Source organism: Cytobacillus sp. FSL R5-0569 (assembly GCF_038007265.1).
Taxonomy (GTDB): Bacteria; Bacillota; Bacilli; order Bacillales; family Cytobacillaceae; genus Cytobacillus; species Cytobacillus kochii.
Genome location: NZ_JBBOWW010000001.1, coordinates 1,285,250 through 1,305,019 on the forward strand (window position 1 = coordinate 1,285,250; position 19,770 = coordinate 1,305,019).

The 19,770-nt window shown below is 34.7% G+C and carries 17 protein-coding genes; 10 read left to right on the plus strand and 7 right to left on the minus strand.

The window, feature by feature from the left end; translation table 11 throughout:
- The first annotated feature begins 74 nt into the window (after window positions 1-74).
- Window positions 75-1,160 (plus strand): CotH kinase family protein, encoded by a 1,086-nt coding sequence (locus MKX78_RS06695; protein ID WP_307318057.1) that lies wholly within the window; start codon window positions 75-77, stop codon window positions 1,158-1,160.
- Window positions 1,161-1,492: 332 nt separating this feature from the next.
- Here MKX78_RS06695 and MKX78_RS06700 read toward each other — a convergent pair whose 3' ends face one another.
- Window positions 1,493-2,320: a UTP--glucose-1-phosphate uridylyltransferase gene (locus tag MKX78_RS06700; RefSeq protein WP_095370067.1), complete on the minus strand. Its 828-nt coding sequence runs from the start codon at window positions 2,318-2,320 to the stop codon at window positions 1,493-1,495.
- 208 nt (window positions 2,321-2,528) lie between these two features.
- Here MKX78_RS06700 and MKX78_RS06705 point away from each other — a divergent pair, with 208 nt between their 5' ends.
- The 3 genes from MKX78_RS06705 to MKX78_RS06715 are packed head-to-tail and all read left to right on the plus strand — an operon-like array spanning window position 2,529 to window position 5,949.
- Window positions 2,529-3,809: a UDP-glucose dehydrogenase family protein gene (locus tag MKX78_RS06705; RefSeq protein WP_095370066.1), complete on the plus strand. Its 1,281-nt coding sequence runs from the start codon at window positions 2,529-2,531 to the stop codon at window positions 3,807-3,809.
- Window positions 3,806-4,759 (plus strand): NAD-dependent epimerase/dehydratase family protein, encoded by a 954-nt coding sequence (locus MKX78_RS06710; RefSeq protein ID WP_307318055.1) that lies wholly within the window; start codon window positions 3,806-3,808, stop codon window positions 4,757-4,759. The genes MKX78_RS06705 and MKX78_RS06710 overlap by 4 nt, the downstream gene beginning before the upstream one ends.
- On the plus strand, window positions 4,759-5,949 hold the full coding sequence (locus tag MKX78_RS06715) for a glycosyltransferase family 4 protein (protein ID WP_307318053.1): 1,191 nt from the start codon (window positions 4,759-4,761) through the stop codon (window positions 5,947-5,949). The genes MKX78_RS06710 and MKX78_RS06715 overlap by 1 nt, the downstream gene beginning before the upstream one ends.
- A 439-nt stretch (window positions 5,950-6,388) precedes the next feature.
- On the opposite strand, the gene MKX78_RS06720 is transcribed toward MKX78_RS06715, so the two are convergent.
- Window positions 6,389-7,747 (minus strand): glycosyltransferase family 4 protein, encoded by a 1,359-nt coding sequence (locus MKX78_RS06720; protein ID WP_307318052.1) that lies wholly within the window; start codon window positions 7,745-7,747, stop codon window positions 6,389-6,391.
- The gene (locus tag MKX78_RS06725; RefSeq protein ID WP_370873396.1) at window positions 7,744-8,841 is read right to left on the minus strand and encodes a CotS family spore coat protein; all 1,098 of its coding nucleotides are present in this window, start codon (window positions 8,839-8,841) and stop codon (window positions 7,744-7,746) included. Before MKX78_RS06725 ends, MKX78_RS06720 begins: the two co-directional genes overlap by 4 nt.
- 799 nt (window positions 8,842-9,640) lie before the next feature.
- On the opposite strand from MKX78_RS06725, the gene MKX78_RS06730 reads away from it, so the two are divergent.
- The 6 genes from MKX78_RS06730 (at window position 9,641) to MKX78_RS06755 (ending at window position 15,862) form a co-directional block, all read left to right on the plus strand.
- Entirely contained in the window at window positions 9,641-10,864 is a 1,224-nt protein-coding gene (locus MKX78_RS06730; RefSeq protein ID WP_322910050.1) for an ABC transporter substrate-binding protein, read from the plus strand.
- A gap of 133 nt (window positions 10,865-10,997) precedes the next feature.
- Window positions 10,998-11,858 carry a branched-chain amino acid ABC transporter permease gene (locus MKX78_RS06735; RefSeq protein ID WP_224935586.1) on the plus strand — a complete coding sequence of 287 codons (861 nt, stop codon included), beginning with the start codon at window positions 10,998-11,000 and terminating at the stop codon, window positions 11,856-11,858.
- Window positions 11,855-12,844 carry a branched-chain amino acid ABC transporter permease gene (locus MKX78_RS06740; protein WP_341050330.1) on the plus strand — a complete coding sequence of 330 codons (990 nt, stop codon included), beginning with the start codon at window positions 11,855-11,857 and terminating at the stop codon, window positions 12,842-12,844. The genes MKX78_RS06735 and MKX78_RS06740 overlap by 4 nt, the downstream gene beginning before the upstream one ends.
- Window positions 12,844-13,599, plus strand: coding sequence for an ABC transporter ATP-binding protein (locus MKX78_RS06745; protein ID WP_095370061.1), 756 nt, complete (start codon window positions 12,844-12,846; stop codon window positions 13,597-13,599). Before MKX78_RS06740 ends, MKX78_RS06745 begins: the two co-directional genes overlap by 1 nt.
- Window positions 13,592-14,293, plus strand: coding sequence for an ABC transporter ATP-binding protein (locus MKX78_RS06750; protein ID WP_341050332.1), 702 nt, complete (start codon window positions 13,592-13,594; stop codon window positions 14,291-14,293). Before MKX78_RS06745 ends, MKX78_RS06750 begins: the two co-directional genes overlap by 8 nt.
- A 276-nt stretch (window positions 14,294-14,569) precedes the next feature.
- The gene (locus tag MKX78_RS06755) at window positions 14,570-15,862 is read left to right on the plus strand and encodes a globin-coupled sensor protein (protein WP_341050333.1); all 1,293 of its coding nucleotides are present in this window, start codon (window positions 14,570-14,572) and stop codon (window positions 15,860-15,862) included.
- An 86-nt stretch (window positions 15,863-15,948) separates the two neighbouring features.
- Here the strand turns inward: MKX78_RS06755 and MKX78_RS06760 are convergent, their stop codons facing one another.
- The 4 genes from MKX78_RS06760 to MKX78_RS06775 all read right to left on the minus strand — a co-directional run bounded on the left by MKX78_RS06760 (window position 15,949) and on the right by MKX78_RS06775 (window position 19,220).
- Window positions 15,949-16,107, minus strand: a complete 159-nt coding sequence (locus MKX78_RS06760) for a hypothetical protein (RefSeq protein WP_157733759.1) — start codon at window positions 16,105-16,107, stop codon at window positions 15,949-15,951.
- Window positions 16,108-16,206: 99 nt separating this feature from the next.
- Entirely contained in the window at window positions 16,207-17,556 is a 1,350-nt protein-coding gene (locus MKX78_RS06765) for an MFS transporter (RefSeq protein ID WP_341050335.1), read from the minus strand.
- A gap of 3 nt (window positions 17,557-17,559) precedes the next feature.
- Complete coding sequence (locus MKX78_RS06770; RefSeq protein WP_322910054.1) at window positions 17,560-18,750, minus strand: hypothetical protein; 1,191 nt, start codon at window positions 18,748-18,750, stop codon at window positions 17,560-17,562.
- 2 nt (window positions 18,751-18,752) lie between these two features.
- A complete protein-coding gene (locus tag MKX78_RS06775) occupies window positions 18,753-19,220 on the minus strand; it encodes an RNA polymerase sigma factor (RefSeq protein ID WP_233435280.1) in 468 nt (155 codons plus the stop codon).
- Between the last annotated feature and the right edge of the window lie 550 nt (window positions 19,221-19,770).

The window sequence follows — 19,770 nt, forward strand, 5'->3', positions numbered from 1 at the left end:
CCAATTAATTAATGATCATTTGCATTATTTTTTTCATATGATAATGGGTAAAGTGAGGGAGGCGAGGATATAAGATGCAGACGAATACTGTACCTACATTAAGTATTTCTATGCAACCAGAACTGATGGAATTTTTAGAAAAAAATATTTGGCATGATGAATTAATTCCTTCTCAATTAGTTATAAACAATCATTCATTTGATATCGGTATTAGTTATAGAGGAAATCATACACGTAAATTAAGAAAAAAATCTTACAAAATTGATTTTGGAACATATAATGATGAGTTTCTTGGACGTGAAATTCACATTAATGCAGAGTATTGCGATCCTTCTTTCATTCGAAATAAGCTATCTTTTGATTTTTTTAAGCAGATTGGGATCAATTCACCTGATTGCAGGTATGTTTTAATTGAGATAAATGGAAGGTCCTCAGGAATTTACTTACAGCTTGAATCTGTTGATGATTACTTTTTACAAAAAAGACAACTTTCATATGGGCCTATTTATTACGCAACGAATCATCAAACTAATTTTTCTTTGTTAACCACGAAAGGTGAGCCTAAATCTTCATTAATTTCAGGCTATTTGCGTAAAATTGGGAATGTTGAGGACGATTCTGATTTAGAAAAGCTAATAATAAAAGTCAATACGATACCACGTAATGAGTTTGGCAAAGAAATAGTAAAGTACTTGGATGTCAAAAAATATTTAATTTGGCTGTGTGGTGTGATTTGCACACAAAACTACGATGCTTTCATTCAAAATTATGCCCTTTATCGAAATGGAGAATCAGGATTGTATGAGATGATCCCATGGGATTTTGATGCAACATTTGGAAGGGATTGGAATGGAGGGGTTATGAAGTTTAATCGAGTTCCTATCGAAGGTTTTAATACACTCACGGCAAGACTTCTTGATGTAAAGGAATTTCGTGTTCAATACCGCATTCTTCTAGAAGAGATATTAGAGAATTACTTTACAGTTTCGGAATTTGAACCAAGAATTATCAATCTTCATAAATTATTGCGTCCCTATATAGCATTAGATCCATATAAAAAGGATGCTATCGATTTATTTGATAAAGAACAAGAATTTATCCTGCAATTTATTTTAAATCGCAATCAGTATCTTAGAGATCATCTTAAAGATCTGGAATAAAGGGAAAATATTATTTCATGCCTAGACTCTCAGTATTTTAGATGGGAGTCATATTAGTGTGCAAAGGTAGTTAATAAACAGGGTATGAAAGTTCCCATGGAGTCAAAGTCGAGCATGTCTCGTCGTGTTATGCAGGATTTGAACGCAGCCCTGGACAAATCCTCTGTCTGAGATAAGAGGTATATTGTTGAACTAGTTTGCAAAACAAAACAAGGTTGAGATCAGGCTGCGGAATCTCTAAATATTTTGTTAAGTTCATTCGTTTTGTAGTATACCAATAAGGTATGATGGGACATTTAATTGCAGGATAACTCGAGCAATTCAAACAAGGACTATTCATCCTCTTTTTTAGAATTGCTCATTAATTTTTGAATAAGGTTTAAATATCCTTTATCCGTACCGATGTCATAGCGTTTTGCAGATACTTCCACACCGTAGCACTTTTCTAACTTTAATAATTTTTGGATTGCATCCGTTAGTTGAACTTCACCTCCAACTCCTTTACCTCCTTTTTCTAAATATGAAAAAATAGATGGTTCAAAAATATATCTCCCACTTACGGCTAAATTAGATGGGGGAGTGGAGCGAGGCTTTTCTACAATATCAGAAATTTCATAGGTATTATCTTGCAAATCAATCGCTTTCACTACCCCGTAGTTTTTTAATAACTTTTCATTCAATTTTTCCAGAGCTATTACTGTAGATTGATAATTTTCGTATACGTCTAAAAGCTCTCGTAAAGCGGGCTGGCCACTTTGTAGAAATATATCATCAGGAAGAAGAACAGCAAAGGGATCTTTACTTGCAAATCTTTTACCTAAGAGTATTGCTGTACCTAGTCCATCTGCAAAGGGTTGGCGTACATATTGAATAGAAATAGCGGGCCCGACAATTTTATTCAATAAATGCTGTTTTCCTGTCTTTTCTAAAAAGGCTTCATATTCTAGAGATCGGTCAAAATAATCTAAAATCATATTTTTATTACGGGATACCACTATTAAGATTTCTTCAATTCCTGATTCAATGGCTTCTTCAATAATATATTGTATGGCTGGTTTACCTGCGATCGGGAACATTTCTTTTGGAAGCACCTTTGTTATTGGCAAATTTCTTGTACCGAAACCTGCAGCAGGAATGATTGCTTTTTTTACTGTCTTCATCATAACCTCTCCTCTTCACTTTCTATATATTAATCTAATATATTTTACTTGGTAATTTGTCCAATAAGAAAAGGTACTTAACCATATAGTTTTTGTTTTTTTACCATTTTCATCTTAAATATTTTTCCCACTTTCACGTTTTGTTTGAAGCTAAATAAGATAATGATAAATTGAATGTTTTTAACATGAGCAAGTAAGGATGATAATGGTGAAAATATGTGTCATTGGTACAGGGTATGTTGGTTTAACAACTGGTGCTGTGTTGGCAGACTTAGGTCATGAGCTTTACTGTGTTGATAAGAATAAATTGATAATAGAAAAATTAATTGAGGGAGAAATCCCTATTTATGAACCAGGATTAAAGGAACTGATTGTTCGAAATAAAAAAAGAGGTCTTCTTCATTTTTCAACGGATATCCAGCGTGTGATAAAAGAATGCCCAATTCTTTACATCACAGTCGGTACTCCTACAAAAGAAGATGGGAGTCAAAATCTAACTGCGATTAACGAAGTCATTGACACCTTGGTACAGACGATAACCTCTCATAAAACAATCATTATTAAAAGTACGGTACTACCAGGTACCAATGAATGGATTCATCAAACATTAATAGAAAAAGGGATCGACTCGCGTATGTTCGACGTTGTATCCAATCCAGAGTTTCTTAGAGAAGGAAATGCTGTATTTGATATGATGAACCCGGATAAAATTGTTGTGGGTGGAAAAAGCCCTCAATCTATTAAAATAATTCAAACTCTCTATGAGAAGTTACAAGCACCTTATATTATTACTTCATTAACAGGAGCAGAGATGATTAAATATGCCAATAATGCCTTGTTGGCAACAAAAATATCATTCATTAATGAAATCGCCCGTATTTGCGACGCCTATAATGTGGAAGTAACGCATATTGCAAAAGCGCTAGGGACAGACAATAGAATTGGTCCCTATTTTTTGAATGCAGGATTAGGTTATGGTGGGTCTTGTTTTCCAAAGGATATTCGGGCATTAGAATACGCTGCCAAACGGAGAAATGTTAATCCTGAGATGTTAAGGGCCGTTCAAAATGTGAATGACTCTCAAATTGATTTGTATATTGATAAATTAACAAATCAATTAACAAACTTGGATGGGAAAAAAATAACCGTTTGGGGCTTAGCTTTTAAGCCCGACACAGATGATATACGTGAATCAAGGTCATTATTATTAATTGAGAAATTATTGGAAAGAGGGACAGAGGTCCACGCCTATGATCCTATTGTCAATTCTTTTGAACCTGCCATTACCATTCATCATGACATGTATGAAGCTATTAAAGGAGCAGATGCATTAATTATTGCAACAGAATGGAACCAGTTTAAAACCGTAGACTGGAAAAAGGTAAATGAGTTAATGAAGGGAAATATTTTAGTAGATGGACGGAATATCATTGACCCTAAAGTCGTAAGAAAACATCAACTTCAATATATTGGGGTGGCTAGACAATGAGGATTATCGTAACAGGAGCCGCTGGGTTTATCGGTTCTCATTTATGTGAGAGGTTATTAAAGGAAGAAGAGAATGTTGTTATTGGCATTGATGGTTTTATAGACCCATCCAAGAAGTCAATTAAACTAAGAAATATAGAAAATCTGTTGATTCATCCACGTTTTCAATTTATAAATAAGAATTTACTAGGCATTGATTGGAGTGAAATTCTTGCCAAAGATGATGTGATATATCATTTAGCTGCTGTGCCTGGTGTTCGTTCAAGCTGGGGTAACAATTTCAAGTTGTATGAGGAAAATAATATTCTTGTCACCCAACGGCTATTAGAGGCTTGTAAGAATGTCTCTTTAAAGAAGTTTATTTACGCCTCCACCTCTTCTGTATATGGAGAAAAGGTTGGTATGGTTTCAGAAGATTGCCCACTTTCACCACTTTCTCCTTATGGTGTAACGAAGCTAACAGGAGAGTATTTATGTAAGGTATACAGTGAAAATGATGGTCTTCCAATAACTATTCTTCGATACTTTACTGTTTATGGACCTAGACAACGGTCTGACATGGCATTTCATCGATTTATCGAATGCATTTTAACGAATAAACCTATTCCAATATACGGTGATGGCAAACAAACACGTGATTTTACGTTTGTAGAAGATTGTGTAGAAGGAACTTTTGCTGCTCTTTATGCAGAGGATACCCTTGGAGAGACAATTAATATTGGTGGTAAAGAACGGAAATCTATATTGGATGTCATTGAAATATTAGAAGATTTAACAGGGAAAAAAGCAACCGTGGAATTTATTGGAGAACCGCGCGGGGAACCGCGACATACTTGGGCAGATATTTCAAAGGCATTGAAGATTCTGCAATATAAGCCAGCTGTGCCGTTAAAAGAAGGGCTTCTCCGTGAAATAAATGATTTAAAGATTATTTATAAGGAGGAAGAGTAATGAGGCTTGCTTTAATTTGTACAGAAAAACTCCCTTCTCCTGCTATAAAGGGAGGTGCAATTCAAATGATGATTGACGGTGTAGTTCCTTTTCTCAGTAAAGAAAATAACTTAACTATTTTCTCTGTCACCGATCCATCTCTACCTGATTATGAAGTACGTAACGAAGTGCAATACATTCGGTTACCATCTGAAAGTTATGAAATTGATATTGCTAAAATACTTACTGAAAAAAGGTTTGACATTATTCATGTTTTTAACCGTCCATTAAATATTCCTCTCTATAAAAAAGCTTCCCCTTCAAGTCAGTTTGTTTTAGGACTTCATAATGATATGCTTTCTGAAAAAAAGGTATTACTGGAGAATGGAAAGGAAATTGTAAACTCTGTTGAAAGGATTGTTACAGTTAGTGAATATATAAAACAAACTGTGGTGGAGAGGTTTCCAGAAGCAGAATCAAAAACAAAAGTAGTTTACTCAGGAGTAGATCTAGTAGAATATCCTCCAGTCTGGTCAGAGAAAGGAAAACAAATTAGAGAAGAATATCGACAAAAATACAATATTGGAGATAAAAAGGTCATATTATTTGTTGGAAGACTCACTAAAAATAAAGGACCTCATCTTCTAATATCCGCCTTTAAAGCTATTGCTAAAAGATACCCTCATACTTTACTTGTGATTGCTGGGGGAAAGTGGTTTAGTGATGATGGAATAAATAACTATATTCGTTATTTGAAGAAACTAGCCGAACCGTTAGGTGACAAAGTTATTTTCACAAATTTTATTCCTGCAAGTGAAATTTCTAACATCTTTTTAATGAGTGATATTTTCTGTTGTTCTTCCCAATGGCAAGAACCCTTAGCTCGGGTTCACTATGAAGCTTTTGCTGCTGGTATCCCTATAATATCAACAAATAGGGGAGGAAATGCAGAGATAGTTTCTCATAAAGAAACGGGTTATTTAATTGAAAAGTATGATCAAGCTAGTGAATTTGCAAAAGGAATTAATTTCTATTTAAAGAACCCGGATACTATTAATAGCATTACCCGAAATGCAAGAGAATTAGTGGAATCTAATTTTCAATTTCATCATGTTGCTAGCCGGTTAACCAACGTTTATTCTGAGTTGATTCCAAAACAAAACAAAGATCATTATCGTAAAATGTTTCGGTCGCCACTCTTTCGATTCTAATCGATTAACAAAAAAGAGGGTGAGTAAGGTTGCTAGCTAACCTTTTGCTCACCTTTTTTATTGTTAGTAAACATGATGTTAATAATGACAGTTAAAAACAAAATTTTGCGACCGATAAAAACTGTTGGTGTGTAGGTGATCAGGTGATTTTAAGCATCATTCGTCGGTCATATTCTAGCAAGCCTTCTTGTACATAAGCAATAACTTTTAAAGAATATCATTTCTAAATCTAAAGGCAAACTGACTTTTCATTGTGTTTAATCTTTAAACAGCAGGACCCTTATTCCTAATTTTATCTTGTTACAGTCACTTTACCATATCAGAAGTTTTCCTTATTTCTATTTAAATAAAGCCGTTGAAATTTTATGATTGTAAAATTTCAACGGCTTCGTCATTTTCGAGGAAGTTTCTCTACCTCAACGTTGATTCAGTCTAAGATTCAATAGTTGCTTGCTTTATTAGCTAATATTTCTTTATTAATCCATGGTATCGAAGCAGTAGTAATCTTTTTAATTGGCTGCTTTTGTTTTGGTCGGATTGGTTTTTTCTCTATAGGCGAAATCTTCTCAGCTACAGCTTTTTTGGTAAACAGTTGTTCTTCTTTCTCGCCATTCATGTTAGAAGTACTACTAATGTCAACGTTATTTTTAATTTTATAATCAATCCCGCTCCACACTTGGGAAATATCGTCGATGACTCGATTCCAATTATGATTTTTTTCTACAAAGCTACGACCATATTGACCCATTTCTCTACAGAGAGAAGGACTGGAAAGTAATTTGGATAAATGAGCTACAAATTCTCGAGGGTCATCTGCTTGCTCAACGATAAACCCATTTTTTCCAATCTCGATTATTTCAGGGTTTCCTCCACGAGCAGTTGTCACAATGGGTAACCCAGCCGCCATTGCTTCATAATGTACTCGTGCTAACGGCTCTTCCCATTGAGAAGGACAAACGAATATATCAGCAGTAGCAAACCAGTCTTGAATTTCATCAGGGTGAACAAAGCCAGTAGTTATAACAGGTATAGGAAGGCGTTCTGCAATCGCTTTAATATAAGCAATGTAATCGGTCATTCTATTATCACTAAAGCCTTTACTTCCCATTAAAACCAAGGCCGCATTAGGATGCTTTTTAGCCAAATCTAGCATGGATCGTAAAAGTATATCTGCTCCCTTGTTCACTGAAAGTCGTCCAGCAAATAAAATTACCTTTTTCGATTCTAGTTTGTGTTTTTGACGCATGGAAGCTCTAATCCTTTGACCCTTGACAGAATACGTTGGAACAAATCGCTCTAAATCCACTCCTGAATAAATCGTTTGAATTTTAGGTTGGGCATCGGGGTAAAGCTTTACTATTTCATTCCCAATATAATTACTAATGGTAATAATCTTATCTAATTGATCAATTGCTTTCTGGGCTTCTTCAGTATCTATTTTTTCCCTCTTGAACATATCATTGTGCATGCTTAATATGAGTCGTGAGTTAGGTGCCACTTCCCGTATTGGTAATACTAAACGGGGGCGGTTAAAAATGTGAATTAAGTCAAAAGTATTGTTTTTAAGATAATCTACGACACCTTCTCTGTAAGTCTCCAATAATCCTCCTGGAACCCTTACATAATGAACACCATCTTTTATTTCTTTATCCGGTAATGTGTCATCGTTCCTTCCGATTATTGTAATAGAATGGTTTTTACTTAAGTTTGGAATAGCTCCAGCGATGAATGTTTGTATTGCTCCTCCTTTTACTGGTGGAACTGGGAGTTTTTCCGTACAGACTATTAGCACTTTCATTTCCTTTTTCCCCCTCTCCATTCTTTACGTAATTGCTCAAGAATTGGCCATTTGGTCTTATCTATTTCAACGATTCGCTGGACAATAGCATCCAAATCACTATTTAATGCTATGGTTGGTTCGAATAACATATCTTTTACATTTTTATAATATAAATTTGGTAATGAGAAATCGATCAAGAGAATCTCAAACAACTCGTCAGTGATAGGGTTAGCTTCATTGTACGCTTCTAGCATGCCTACAATCCAATCAATATCCCATCTTCCTAGATCATCCATAGAACCAGATATGAGTTTGCGTAAATCACGAATAGGCAAATCATAGGCTACACCATCAAGGTCGATGATCCACATACCTCCAGGTCCCATTTGTCCATTCGACCAGCCATAATCCTGATGGACTAATCCCCATTCTTTATTTCCCTTTGCGACCAACTGTTGATAAGAGGATTGCTCCAGCATAGTCAATGCTTTTTTTGCTTGCTCCTCAAACATATCAACTGTACTTAAAATCGTCTTACTCGTGGGCATTTCTGAATATAAGTTGGCTACATTTTTAAACCAAGATATTTTTCTCACTACTTTTTTATATGCATTAGGCCATCGTAAAAGTCTTGAAGCATTCTCTGCTCCTTTAGGAGGAACATATCCTTTGGAAAGTTGATGGAACTCTCCAATAGCGTTACTCAATAGCTTTGCTCCTTCAATATCGGCAGATACTTGATATAGAGGTTCAATCCAATCGGCAACAAACCAGATTTTCCCTCCCATTTCCACTATATTGCTACCCGATTTTGTCTTTACAATCGGTGGTATTCTAGCCTTTTTTTCATTAACTAAATATTCCTGTGCACCAATGCTAAATAAACTCCTGGAGGGTTTCCGATGGAGTATTTTTAAACTTTTGGGTCCTATGCTCGTATTGATCTTCCATATTAGTCCACCCTTATCTGCCTTTGTTGTAATAACTTCCATGCTACTCACATTAAAATTGTATTGTTTAATCACTTGTTGAGCCATTTCTTCAATAAATGGTGGCACATATAAATCAGCTAATGTCTCATCTAAATCCCATGGTGTAATAAGCTGCTCCAAACTAGTCATTCCTTTCCTTGGGTAATTTGTCTTTACATCCTATTCACTTTGGTAAAAATAGGTTGGACATTTGTCCATATGAAAATGAAAAATAATGTGTATAAGCCCATGTAATAAAAGTGGAATCAAGAAGGTATTTATTTTAAAGTTTGAATTACTTTCAATTTAACTTGTTCAATTGGAATAAATTTTTAAAAAAGTGTAACGAGTGAAGTAAAAGGGAGCATATGTAATAAGCAATATGGATAAATTTGGTGATAAGTGGCTATGAACAGAATTTCTTTGTGTGGGATGTTATAAAACACCCATACATTAACTTTAAATGCTTTAGTAAGTTAAGAGTTGTCAAGGATATGTCAGAAGGAGTTATGATACACTTCTTACTTTAAAAATTATGTAACAAAAGAGCATCGGTGTTTTTTATTTAAAACATTGATGCTCTTTTGTTTTTTTATATTTGTAATTATTTTTCCATTATCATCAGTATATTGATAGTTATGTAAGATGTTTTAACATGAGATTTAATAAAAAATATACTGTTATTTTCTCTTTTTAAATAATAAAAAGTTATGGAAAAACAGATATCTATTAAAAATTAATGAGTATAAAGATTTACTAATAAAACTTTATTCTAAATATATTTAATTTATAAAAAATTTAGTCTTTTCATACAATTTCTTATCCACTATAATAAATGACAAGAAAACACTGCGACAACAGTGTTTTCTATTCGAAACAAAAATTCCGTAGTTGGTTTGGTTTAAAAGATCTGAAAATTTTGAATAAGGGGGAAGGGTAAATGAAGAAAAACAAAAGGGCGTTATTGGCTATTATGTTAGTTCTAAGTATGCTTCTAGCAGCTTGTGGGAGTGGTGGTGGACAAGCGTCAGGAGATGGTGAAGGTGAGTCAATTAAATTAGGTTTTACACTTGCTTTAACAGGCAATTTTGCTTTTATGGGTGAAGGGGTGAAAGAAGGGGTAGAGCTTTTCTTCGAAGAGAATGATTACAAAATTGGTGATAGACCGGTGGAATTATTTTTCGAGGATGATGCTGGAGATCCTCAAAAAGCCTTGAAGAACTATCAACAACTAACTCTGAATCAGGAAGTGGATTTCCTTGGAGGAGGTACAATTGGTAGTATTTCATATGCACTCACAGAAGCTGCTGAAAAAGATAAGCGTGTCCCAATTATTAATGTAGTCGGTTCAGGTAATAGCTTATCATGGGGAGACAAAAGTGATTATGTTTGGCGAATTGGTTTTTCCTCTCTCAATTATGCAGGCACATTAGGGGTTGATATGGCTGAAAATATTGGTAAAAAAGCAGTCGTTATTGCTTCTGACTATGTGGCTGGACATGAACAGGCGACTGACTTTTCTGCGAATTTTAAAGAGCATGGGGGAGAAGTGTTAGATATTCTTTGGGCACCTTCGGGTACTAGTGACTTTTCTTCGTATATTAATCAAATTAAACAGCATGATGCTGATGCTGTATTTATGTTTATACCAGGTGCGGACGGTCCGAGATTTGTGCAACAATTTAAGGAATTTGGATTAGCTAAGAATTACGCTCTTGTCGATGGTGGTTCTGTTTTGAATGCCCCATCAACAGTTGAAGCAGTTGGTGATGCAGTAGTTAATGGTTATACACTGTCTCATTATCATGTGGGTTTAGAAAATGAGTTAAACAAAAAGTTCGTTGATGATTATACCAAGAAGTATGATAAAGTGCCCGACAACTATGTTATTAACGGCTATGATACGGCCAAAGTGATGTCAGAATCAATTCAAAAAGCTGGTAGTACAGAAGTTGGCGATATTATTGAAACTTTAAAAGCTGGTTTGTCATTTGATAGCCCTCGTGGACCAATTGAGTTAGATCCAAAAACGAATCACCCAATCCAAAATCACTATATTTTAAAAGGTGCCGAGAAAGATGGAGAAATCGTCTTTGAACTCGTTCGTACGTATGAAAAAGTGCAAATGCCGGCAGAAGATCCTGGATACGAGAAAGCAAAATAAGATTTAAGAGGGACTCTTTACCTGTAAAAGAGTTGTAAGGGGAAAGGCATGATACTCCATCAATGCCTTTTCCAAAAAATATACAGAGGAAGTTATTTCTTCGTAGTTATTTATTCTGAAGGGAGTCGAACAAGTGGAATTTTTTATTGCTAACACCGTTTCAGGATTGGCGTATGCCATGTTGTTATTTTTAATGGCTGCAGGTCTCTCCATTATCTTTGGTTTAATGAAGATTATGAACCTTGCCCATGGATCTTTTTTTATACTCGCAGGATATGTTGCTTATTCGTTTTCTAGGAGCGGAATGAATTTTTGGTTATCGATGGTTTTGGCAGTCATTGTGATTTCCATTTTTGCTCTAATTATTGAAAAATTACTTATATCGAGAGTGCATGGAAGTGAAACTGATCAGGTGTTGCTAACTGTTGGTCTCGTTTTTGTACTCGGTGATTTAGCGTTATGGATTTGGGGAGGTAATTTTCTCTCTATCCCAGTACCAGCACTCTTTGACTATTCACTAGATTTTGTGGGAATGACATTCCCTGCTTATCGTCTATTTGTCATTGCTATGGGAATTCTGTTTGCTTTCGTTCTTTGGTATTTTGAGGCAAAGACAAGAGTAGGAATGATTGTGCGAGCAGGTGTAGATGATATGGAAATGGTATCAGCACTTGGGTTTAATGTGAAAATCATTTTTTCAGGGGTGTTTATCTTTGGTGCTGCTTTGGCTGCTTTCGGGGGTGTGTTAAGTGGACCTATACTTGGAATGTACCCGATGATGGAATGGGAGATTCTTGTTAATTCAATGATTGTCGTCATTATTGGTGGTTTAGGCAGTTGGAAAGGTGCTTTTATTGCTTCAATGATTGTTGGGTTTGTCGATATTTTCGGAAGAATTTATATGCCTACGTTTGCGATGGCTTTTATCTTCATATTAATGGTTGCAATTTTAATGGTTAAACCAACAGGTTTATTCGGAAGGGTGGAATCATGAAAAAAGCATTATTATCAACTATTCTTTTGCTTATCACTGTTTTAATTCTGCCTCACATCATTTCTCCATTTATGGTGTATTTATCAACAGAAATTCTTGTTTTCGCTATTTTTGCAATGAGTTTGGGTCTGATTATGGGTTTTGGAGGAATGCCATCATTAGGACATTGTGCACTATTCGGTTTAGGTGCTTACACCGTTGCTATTTTGAGTGAATATACAGCAAATATCTATTTACTTTTAGGTGCAGCTATACTAATTTCACTTTGTTTCTCACTCGTTACAGGTTATATTGCTATTCGTAATAAAGGGGTATTCTTCTTAATGATTACCTTAGCTTTTACTCAAGTCTTATTTTTAATTACTTCAAGAATGAAGTTCTGGGGTGGAAATGATGGCTATAGTGCAAGTTTGATAGCTAATTTTGGTTTTGGGGAGATTACTTCTAATATCGGTTTATTTTACATGATGGGATTTTTCTTTGTTCTTACTTATTTTCTCTTGAAACTTTTTGTTAATGCCCCAGCAGGCAAAGTGCTAAAAGGCATGATGGAGAATGAAGGCAGAATGATTGCTCTAGGCTATAACCCGAAGACTTATAAAATGTTTGCTTATTTAATTGCCGGTAGTATGGCAGGTTTAGCTGGAGGCTTATACATTTATAAAACACAATTTGTTTCTCCGGCACTGTTCAGTGTGCATATGGGTGCAGAAGTAATGATCATGGTTTTTATTGGTGGTATGGGTACGATTTTTGGTCCGGCATTAGGTGCTGGGGCATTTGTTTTCCTACAAAACTATATTAGTACGATGACAGATCGCTGGCCGCTTATCTTAGGATTATTATTCATAGCAATTGTTCTCTTAAAAAGAGGAGGGATATTGCATCTTCTCCAGTTTGTTGCGACATTTGGCTTAAAGTTATTTAAATCTTCTCGGAATGCTCCTGTAGATAAACATGTTAAAGGAAAGGAGCAAGCAAGCTGATGACATTATTGAAAATTGAAGACTTAAATAAATCATTTAAGGCATTGCATATCTTAAAAGGTGTCAATATCGAAGTAAATAAGGGAGAACGTCATGTGATTATAGGCCCCAATGGAGCTGGTAAAACAACTTTATTTAATTGTATTTATGGTACATTGCCATTATCTTCAGGAAAAGTTTATTTAGCGGGCAAGCGTATTGATCATATTCCTTCCTTTAAAAGAACCGAGAAGGGGATGGGGAGAACTTTTCAGAAGAATAATCTTTTTGAGGAATTAACAGTTGAAGAGAATGTACGTTTAGCGATTATGGGGAAAAAGAAATATCGACTCAATATGTTTAAGCCTATGCAAAATTATAATGATTTAGCAGAAGAGTGTCATAGATTACTAGAAGAGTGGGAAATGACAGAGCGCCGTACTGTATTGGTCAAAGAACTTTCCTATGGTGAACAACGTTTATTAGAAATTATTTTATCATTGAGTACAAATCCGGAAATTATACTCTTGGATGAACCGACCTCAGGAATGTCGCCAACAGAAACAAGTAGATTTGTTAAACTAATCAAAAAAATACCTGATCATATTACTTTGGTTATTATTGAACATGATATGGAAGTTGTGTTTAGTTTGGCTAATAAAATCACTGTCCTTCACCATGGGACAGCGATGATGACGGCTAGCCCTGAAGAAATTCGAGGAAATCAAATGATCCAAGAAATTTACTTTGGTGGAGGAGCGTTGAGTCATGATTGAGCTAAAGGAAGTACATTCATATTATGGTCATAGCCATATATTACACGGTGTTAATTTACAGGTGAAGAAGGGTCAGTGTATTGCACTTCTTGGTAGAAATGGTGCTGGCAAAACAACAACGATTCATTCTATCGCTGGGCTAGTTGTTCCTAAGGAAGGCACCATCCAGTTTAAGGATAAAGAGCTTGTTGGTAGAACACCAAATCATATTTCTAAAGCTGGTGTTGGTCTTGTCCCTCAAGGGAGACGGGTTTTCCCCTCTTTAACGGTGAAAGAAAATTTGTTAATAGCTGAAAGAAAAAGTATATCTAGTGAAAAACAATGGACAATTGAAGAAGTTTATCAATTATTTCCGATATTAAAAGAACGTGAAGAGAATATGGGCAATGAATTATCAGGTGGGCAACAACAAATGCTAGCCATTGGCCGTGCGCTCTTACTTAATCCAGATTTCTTGTTAATGGACGAGCCATCTGAAGGACTTGCACCTGTTATTATTGAACAAATTAAAAATATCATTTTAGATGTCAAGAAAACAGGATTATCCATGCTAATCGTAGAACAAAATATTGATTTAGCCTGTTGTGTGGCAGATGAAGTGATTATTTTAAACAAGGGAGAAGTCGTTTGGCAAGGGCTTCCTGCTGAGCTATTGCATAATGATGAATTATTAAAAGTCCATTTAGGTGTATAAAGTACCGATGTATAATGAAATGGATTAAGTGTATCGAATCAATCACGAACAGTTCACATTTGAACTGTTTCGTGATTATTTTTATACTGTTTCAAATTACCTCCTACCTTATTTGAGCTTTTTACAATCGAAAATGTTCTCTCGTTTTAAAAGGACCTTTGAATAGAAAGTTGAATTTGATGGGTATTTATATTTATGAAAGAATATGGAATTATTTCAAAAACAACCGATATTAATAGTATAATTTACCTATTAAATCATTCGGGGGAAGCATTCATGAGTTTGTTTAAAAAAAGAACGAGTAAAAAGTTAAATGAAGAGGTTGAAGAAGGAAAGGGTGTATTGGACCTTGGTGACGCATCTAAGTTCACACGACAAATGGAATTAATTCATTTAAGTGAAACTGATTTAGGTCTCATAAACAAGATGCAGCCAATCATTCAAACGCACAGTGAACAATTAGTTAATCAATTCTATGATAATATTTACAAAGAGCAATCACTTATTGAAATTATTGAAGATTATAGTACGGTAGAGCGTTTAAAAGGAACATTGAGGGTACATATTGAAGAAATGTTTGCCGGTATAATAAATGAAGAGTATGTGGCGAAGCGGTTACGGATTGCCCATGTACATGTGAAAATAGGCTTACAAACAAAATGGTATATGTCTGCTTTCCAAGGATTATTATTATCGATTATCCAGCTTGTAGAAAAGATGGAACTTACTTCGCGTGATTGCTGTCTTCTAATTGCTGCCGTAACGAAAATTTTTAGCTTTGAACAACAGCTGGTCTTAGAGGCTTATGATACAGAAATAGAGACTTTAAAAGCAAGAGAAGAAGATAAGAAACAAGAAATAAGGGGAAATGTAGCAACAGAAACAGAAACCCTTGCAGCCATTTCTGAGGAAACTAACGCATCTTTCCAAGAATTAATTGCTCAAGCAGAAGAAGTAGTCGAGCATGCTGAGAAGGGGCAAGATTTTTCTCTAAAAGCGAAGGAGTATGCTGAAAACGGCAAGCAATTTATCAATGAACAAGGTGAATTAATGGTGACGATTGTCGACTCTGTTGCAGAAATTAAACAAGATGTTAAAAGTTTATTGTATGTAATGGATGAAATGCATGAAATTACTACAATTGTAACGGATATATCGAGTCAGACGAATTTATTATCCCTCAATGCTGCTATTGAGGCCGCTAGAGCAGGCGAACATGGACGTGGGTTTTCGGTAGTGGCAGAGGAAGTGAGAAAACTTTCGGATCAAACAAGATCGTCTGTAGAAAATGTCTCACAATTAATCGCTAATACAAATGGACAAATCGATAAATTAAGTGAATCACTTCAAGAAGTAAGTAATACAGTCCAAAACGGTCAATCTCATATGAAGGCGACAGAAGAACATTTTGAATATATTGTTGGTACAATGAAAGATACGATGCAACAGAATCAAAAGATTATGGAAGAAATCGATGGAATTGTTAACGTAGTCCATCTTTTAGGAAAAGGGTTTGAAGAGGTAGCGTTTACAGCAGAGAATTTAACCTCAATTGCTCAAGATATGTGATGATTAGAAAGAATCTTTAATGGGTAAATGAAAAGGTATGCTAAATTTTTTATAAAAATGAGGACAGAAGTGTTGTTCAATCCAGTCTAACTTTTTATCTTAAACTGTACAACACTTTCTATCAATAGAATCTGCTCAGCTATTTGGTCCTTTGTCTTTCTTTGATGTTTGGGTGTTTTTTGTAGGAGTTTTTTTAAATAGTATAAATCACGAAGAAAAAGAAGTTGTTCCGCTGTTGTTAACATGATCAACACTCCTATTTATTTCTGTCCTACTTATTTACCCATTTGTGTAAAAATCAAACAAAATTTATTTAAGTAAAAGCTAGGTACACATAGTTGTACCTAGCTTTTATTACTTTTAACAAATGTGTAAATAGCTGTCTTTTTATTCATGAGAAAAGGTAAAAAAGTTAAAATAATAAGAGATAAGCCACTTACTAAGAATATATTTTGAATCCCAAAAAGGTGAATAAGATAGGCTCCCCCAAGAGGAGAGATGAAAATCGTCGAACTTGTTAATGACTGATAAATACCAGCAATGGAACTCACTTCGGCTTCCTGTGGAATTGTTTGTATACAATAGTTAGTAATAATAATAGAAATGCCAGTTCCTATTCCGCACAAGAAACCAAGGAGGAGAATATAGCTAAGGGAAAAGCCCTTTTCTAAAAAACCAAGGCCAGTAAACCCTAAACCAAGACTAAGAAGGGCTAAACTAAGCCATCTCTCTAAGCGCACAAACCTTTCTTTTTTACTAATGATATAGATTGTTAATACTGAACCGCATCCAATGCTTGCAATCAATAATGTCATATATGCAGGTTTTGTTGGCGCAACTAGTTGAAATAGCGCAGGGAATTGTGCATCAACTAATTGGATAATGAACATTCCTACTATATTTAATGATAAGACAATCATTAAAGTTGGAGCACGATATAAACTTTTCCAACTGTTTTTCCATTGATTTAAAAATGTATTGTCAACTGTTTCACGCGGTGATTGTGTATACTTTGCTTTTGTTTGTATGATTTTTCTTAAAGAAAATAATAAACAAGCAGAAATCATAAAAGCGAATGCGTTAAATAGTAGTAAATGTTTTGCAGGTAATAAGGTGAGTAATGCACCACCTATTAATGGTGCAATGATTTTTGCTGCTTGATTCACACCTCCATTCCAAGAAACGGCCTTTAGTTTTAAATGAGCTGGAATGAGCTCATGAACTAAACCTTGTTGAGCAGGAAAGTGAACAGTACCGACAAAAGATCGAAGTGCCAATAAAATGAGTGCTAACCAAGGAGTGTTTGCAAAGAATAGCAAAATTGTAAAGAAAACCGTTACTAAATCAGCACATCCCATAAGGATAATTTTATTGCGCTTTTGTACAAAGATGCCAGAAAATTGAGAAAATAAAACTTGTGGTAAAGCATAAGCAATGGGTATGAAAGCAAGTAGAAAAGAACTCGTTTGCCATACATATCCAAATAGGACCATAATTGCTACCATATCAAACCATTGACCAATCATTGATAGACAATAAGAGATAAATAACCTACTGTATCCTCTGATTTCCCATATGGAACGCGCAACTTCTTGTGGTTGCCATGATGAAGGGAACTGCCGAGTGCGAGTTTCCACTGTACTCAGCAATTCTTCTATTTTGATTTTCGCTATTTCAAGAGTATAATGATCCATGGTTTATAAAACAAGTTCGCCAATATTAGTTGCTATTTGCTCATCATGATCTTGTAAAACATGTATTTCACCTTTAAAAGATTGACTGATCTTTTTCTTTAATATCACTTTTGTTGTTTCATCTACAACTAAAATATCCCCTGCTAAAATAATTTCTGAGATATGGTCAATATCTGCATGAGTTAACGTGTCATTTATTGTTAGTTGATCTTGTATGATTATTGTTGTTTGTGGATCTAACTGCTTAAAGTTAGTCGAAAACCATGTCTCCTCTTTTACTGCTATATAGTTTTTAACATAAACAAAAACTTCATTTTCGAGATTGGCTAATTTTTCAAAAAGAATATCTTCTGTACCTTCTGGGCACAAGATATAAGATAAAGAATGAATAGAAGAGAATGCTTCATTCAATCCTTCTCTAGTTATAGTTGAATCAATAAATATAGGTTTAGTTGTATAAATCGATTGTTGTTTATATCTCTTAATATTATGTTTATTTAAATGGGTTTGAGTTGAGAGTACTTGATAGCCTTTTGGGATAATGTTTTGGTTACCGTTAATACTTAATTTTCCTGAGATTAAAGGTTGTTGAAAATCATAATAACGAATCGTACCGTTAATATCTAACCTCGCGATCTTTTCCTTCAATAATGTTAAATCAACATGCTCATCAATTGTTATTATCCCGTTTACTAATAGATTTGTGCCTTCACGTAACCCTTCTAAATATCCTGTTGTTAAATGAAGGTTTCCATTTTCTAATTTAGGTTCTGGCCCTTCATAACTGACTAATGTACCATTTGTTGTTAATAATTTGGATTGAATAGCGCCGTTCAAGTGAGATGGAGAGTAGATGATACCGTTGACAATAAATGTGATGTTTTTTTGCAGAAGTTCTTCTAGTGTGACATCTACATTCACAATGACTGCTCCATTGATAAACACCGTTTCATTGTCATCTACAATTTTTAAATAAGCAGAATCAACCTTGTAGACACCGTTAGCCATTTTCACATTCTTCTCTACCATAATGGTTTGGCCAATATTTTTTACATTTAATTTTGGCACGAGGTATGCATTCTTTTGTGAATAGACGAGTAACCCTACATTATTAATCTTTTCTATTTCTTGAATGCTTTCCTCAGTTGCTTGGATAAGATTTAAAACCCCGACATTACTATATTTTTTTCCCATTATTATTGTTCCTCCTCTAAGATCTTTCGTAGTTTTTTCATTGCTTTTGCTAAATGATACCTAACAGTTGAAGCTGATAAACCAAGCTTTATAGCAATTTCATCACTTTTTAAACCAATCCAGTATTTTTTGAAAATGATATCACTTTCAATAGCTGATAATTGACTAAGTAACTCTACCGTTTCAATTGAGGTTTTCATAAAGGTAGGTAAAATTACTTCTTCATTTTGGTCAATATTCATTTCTCGTTTGAATTTTCTCCGCTGATCAATCAATTGATTTTTCATGACACGGTAAAACCAAGCTTTTTGCTTATATTTTGGCCAAGAAGACAAATCATCTAAATGCATGGCCTTTTCTAAAGCTTGTTGGATCAAATCCTGTGCTTCATGCTCATCATAAGCAATAGACGAAGCAAATTTATATAAATCATCCCGCAATGATATATAAATAGATTGCAATACAATCACCTTTATTCCATGGAAAAGTAGTTTTTCTTCTCAGCTTCATATAGATAACGAAATAGATGCTACAAATGTTGGTGGAGTATAAAAAAATTTTGAGAAAAGTGCAATTTCAAACAACAGATTTAGAAAAATGGCCTCAGCAACAATGTGAAATATAGGCATTTCATAAGAAGTGAATAGGATAATGTATGGCTCACTCACTCTAGCTGAAATGCTGGCACGCTTCCCGTAGAATCCACGTAACTGCAGGATTATCTCTGTCTTTCTCAACTGGAAAGTACAAAATGAAAGCTTTAGAAAAATGGGTTTTGCCGGTCTCCCTTCATTTTGTACATTCCTAAGTAATGAATGATATACATCGTTCTCTTCACCTTTACAATGGCTCCTTCATCTAGCTTACCATTGGAAACGTTCTTTTTACCTTAAAAGATACATCTTTTATTCGTCTTATGAATAGAACGTATTAATATTTAGAATTTAATAAATATACAAACAATGGTACGATAGATAGTAGTTATCTGATTATTTATTAGCGCGATAAGGGGGTTTTTAA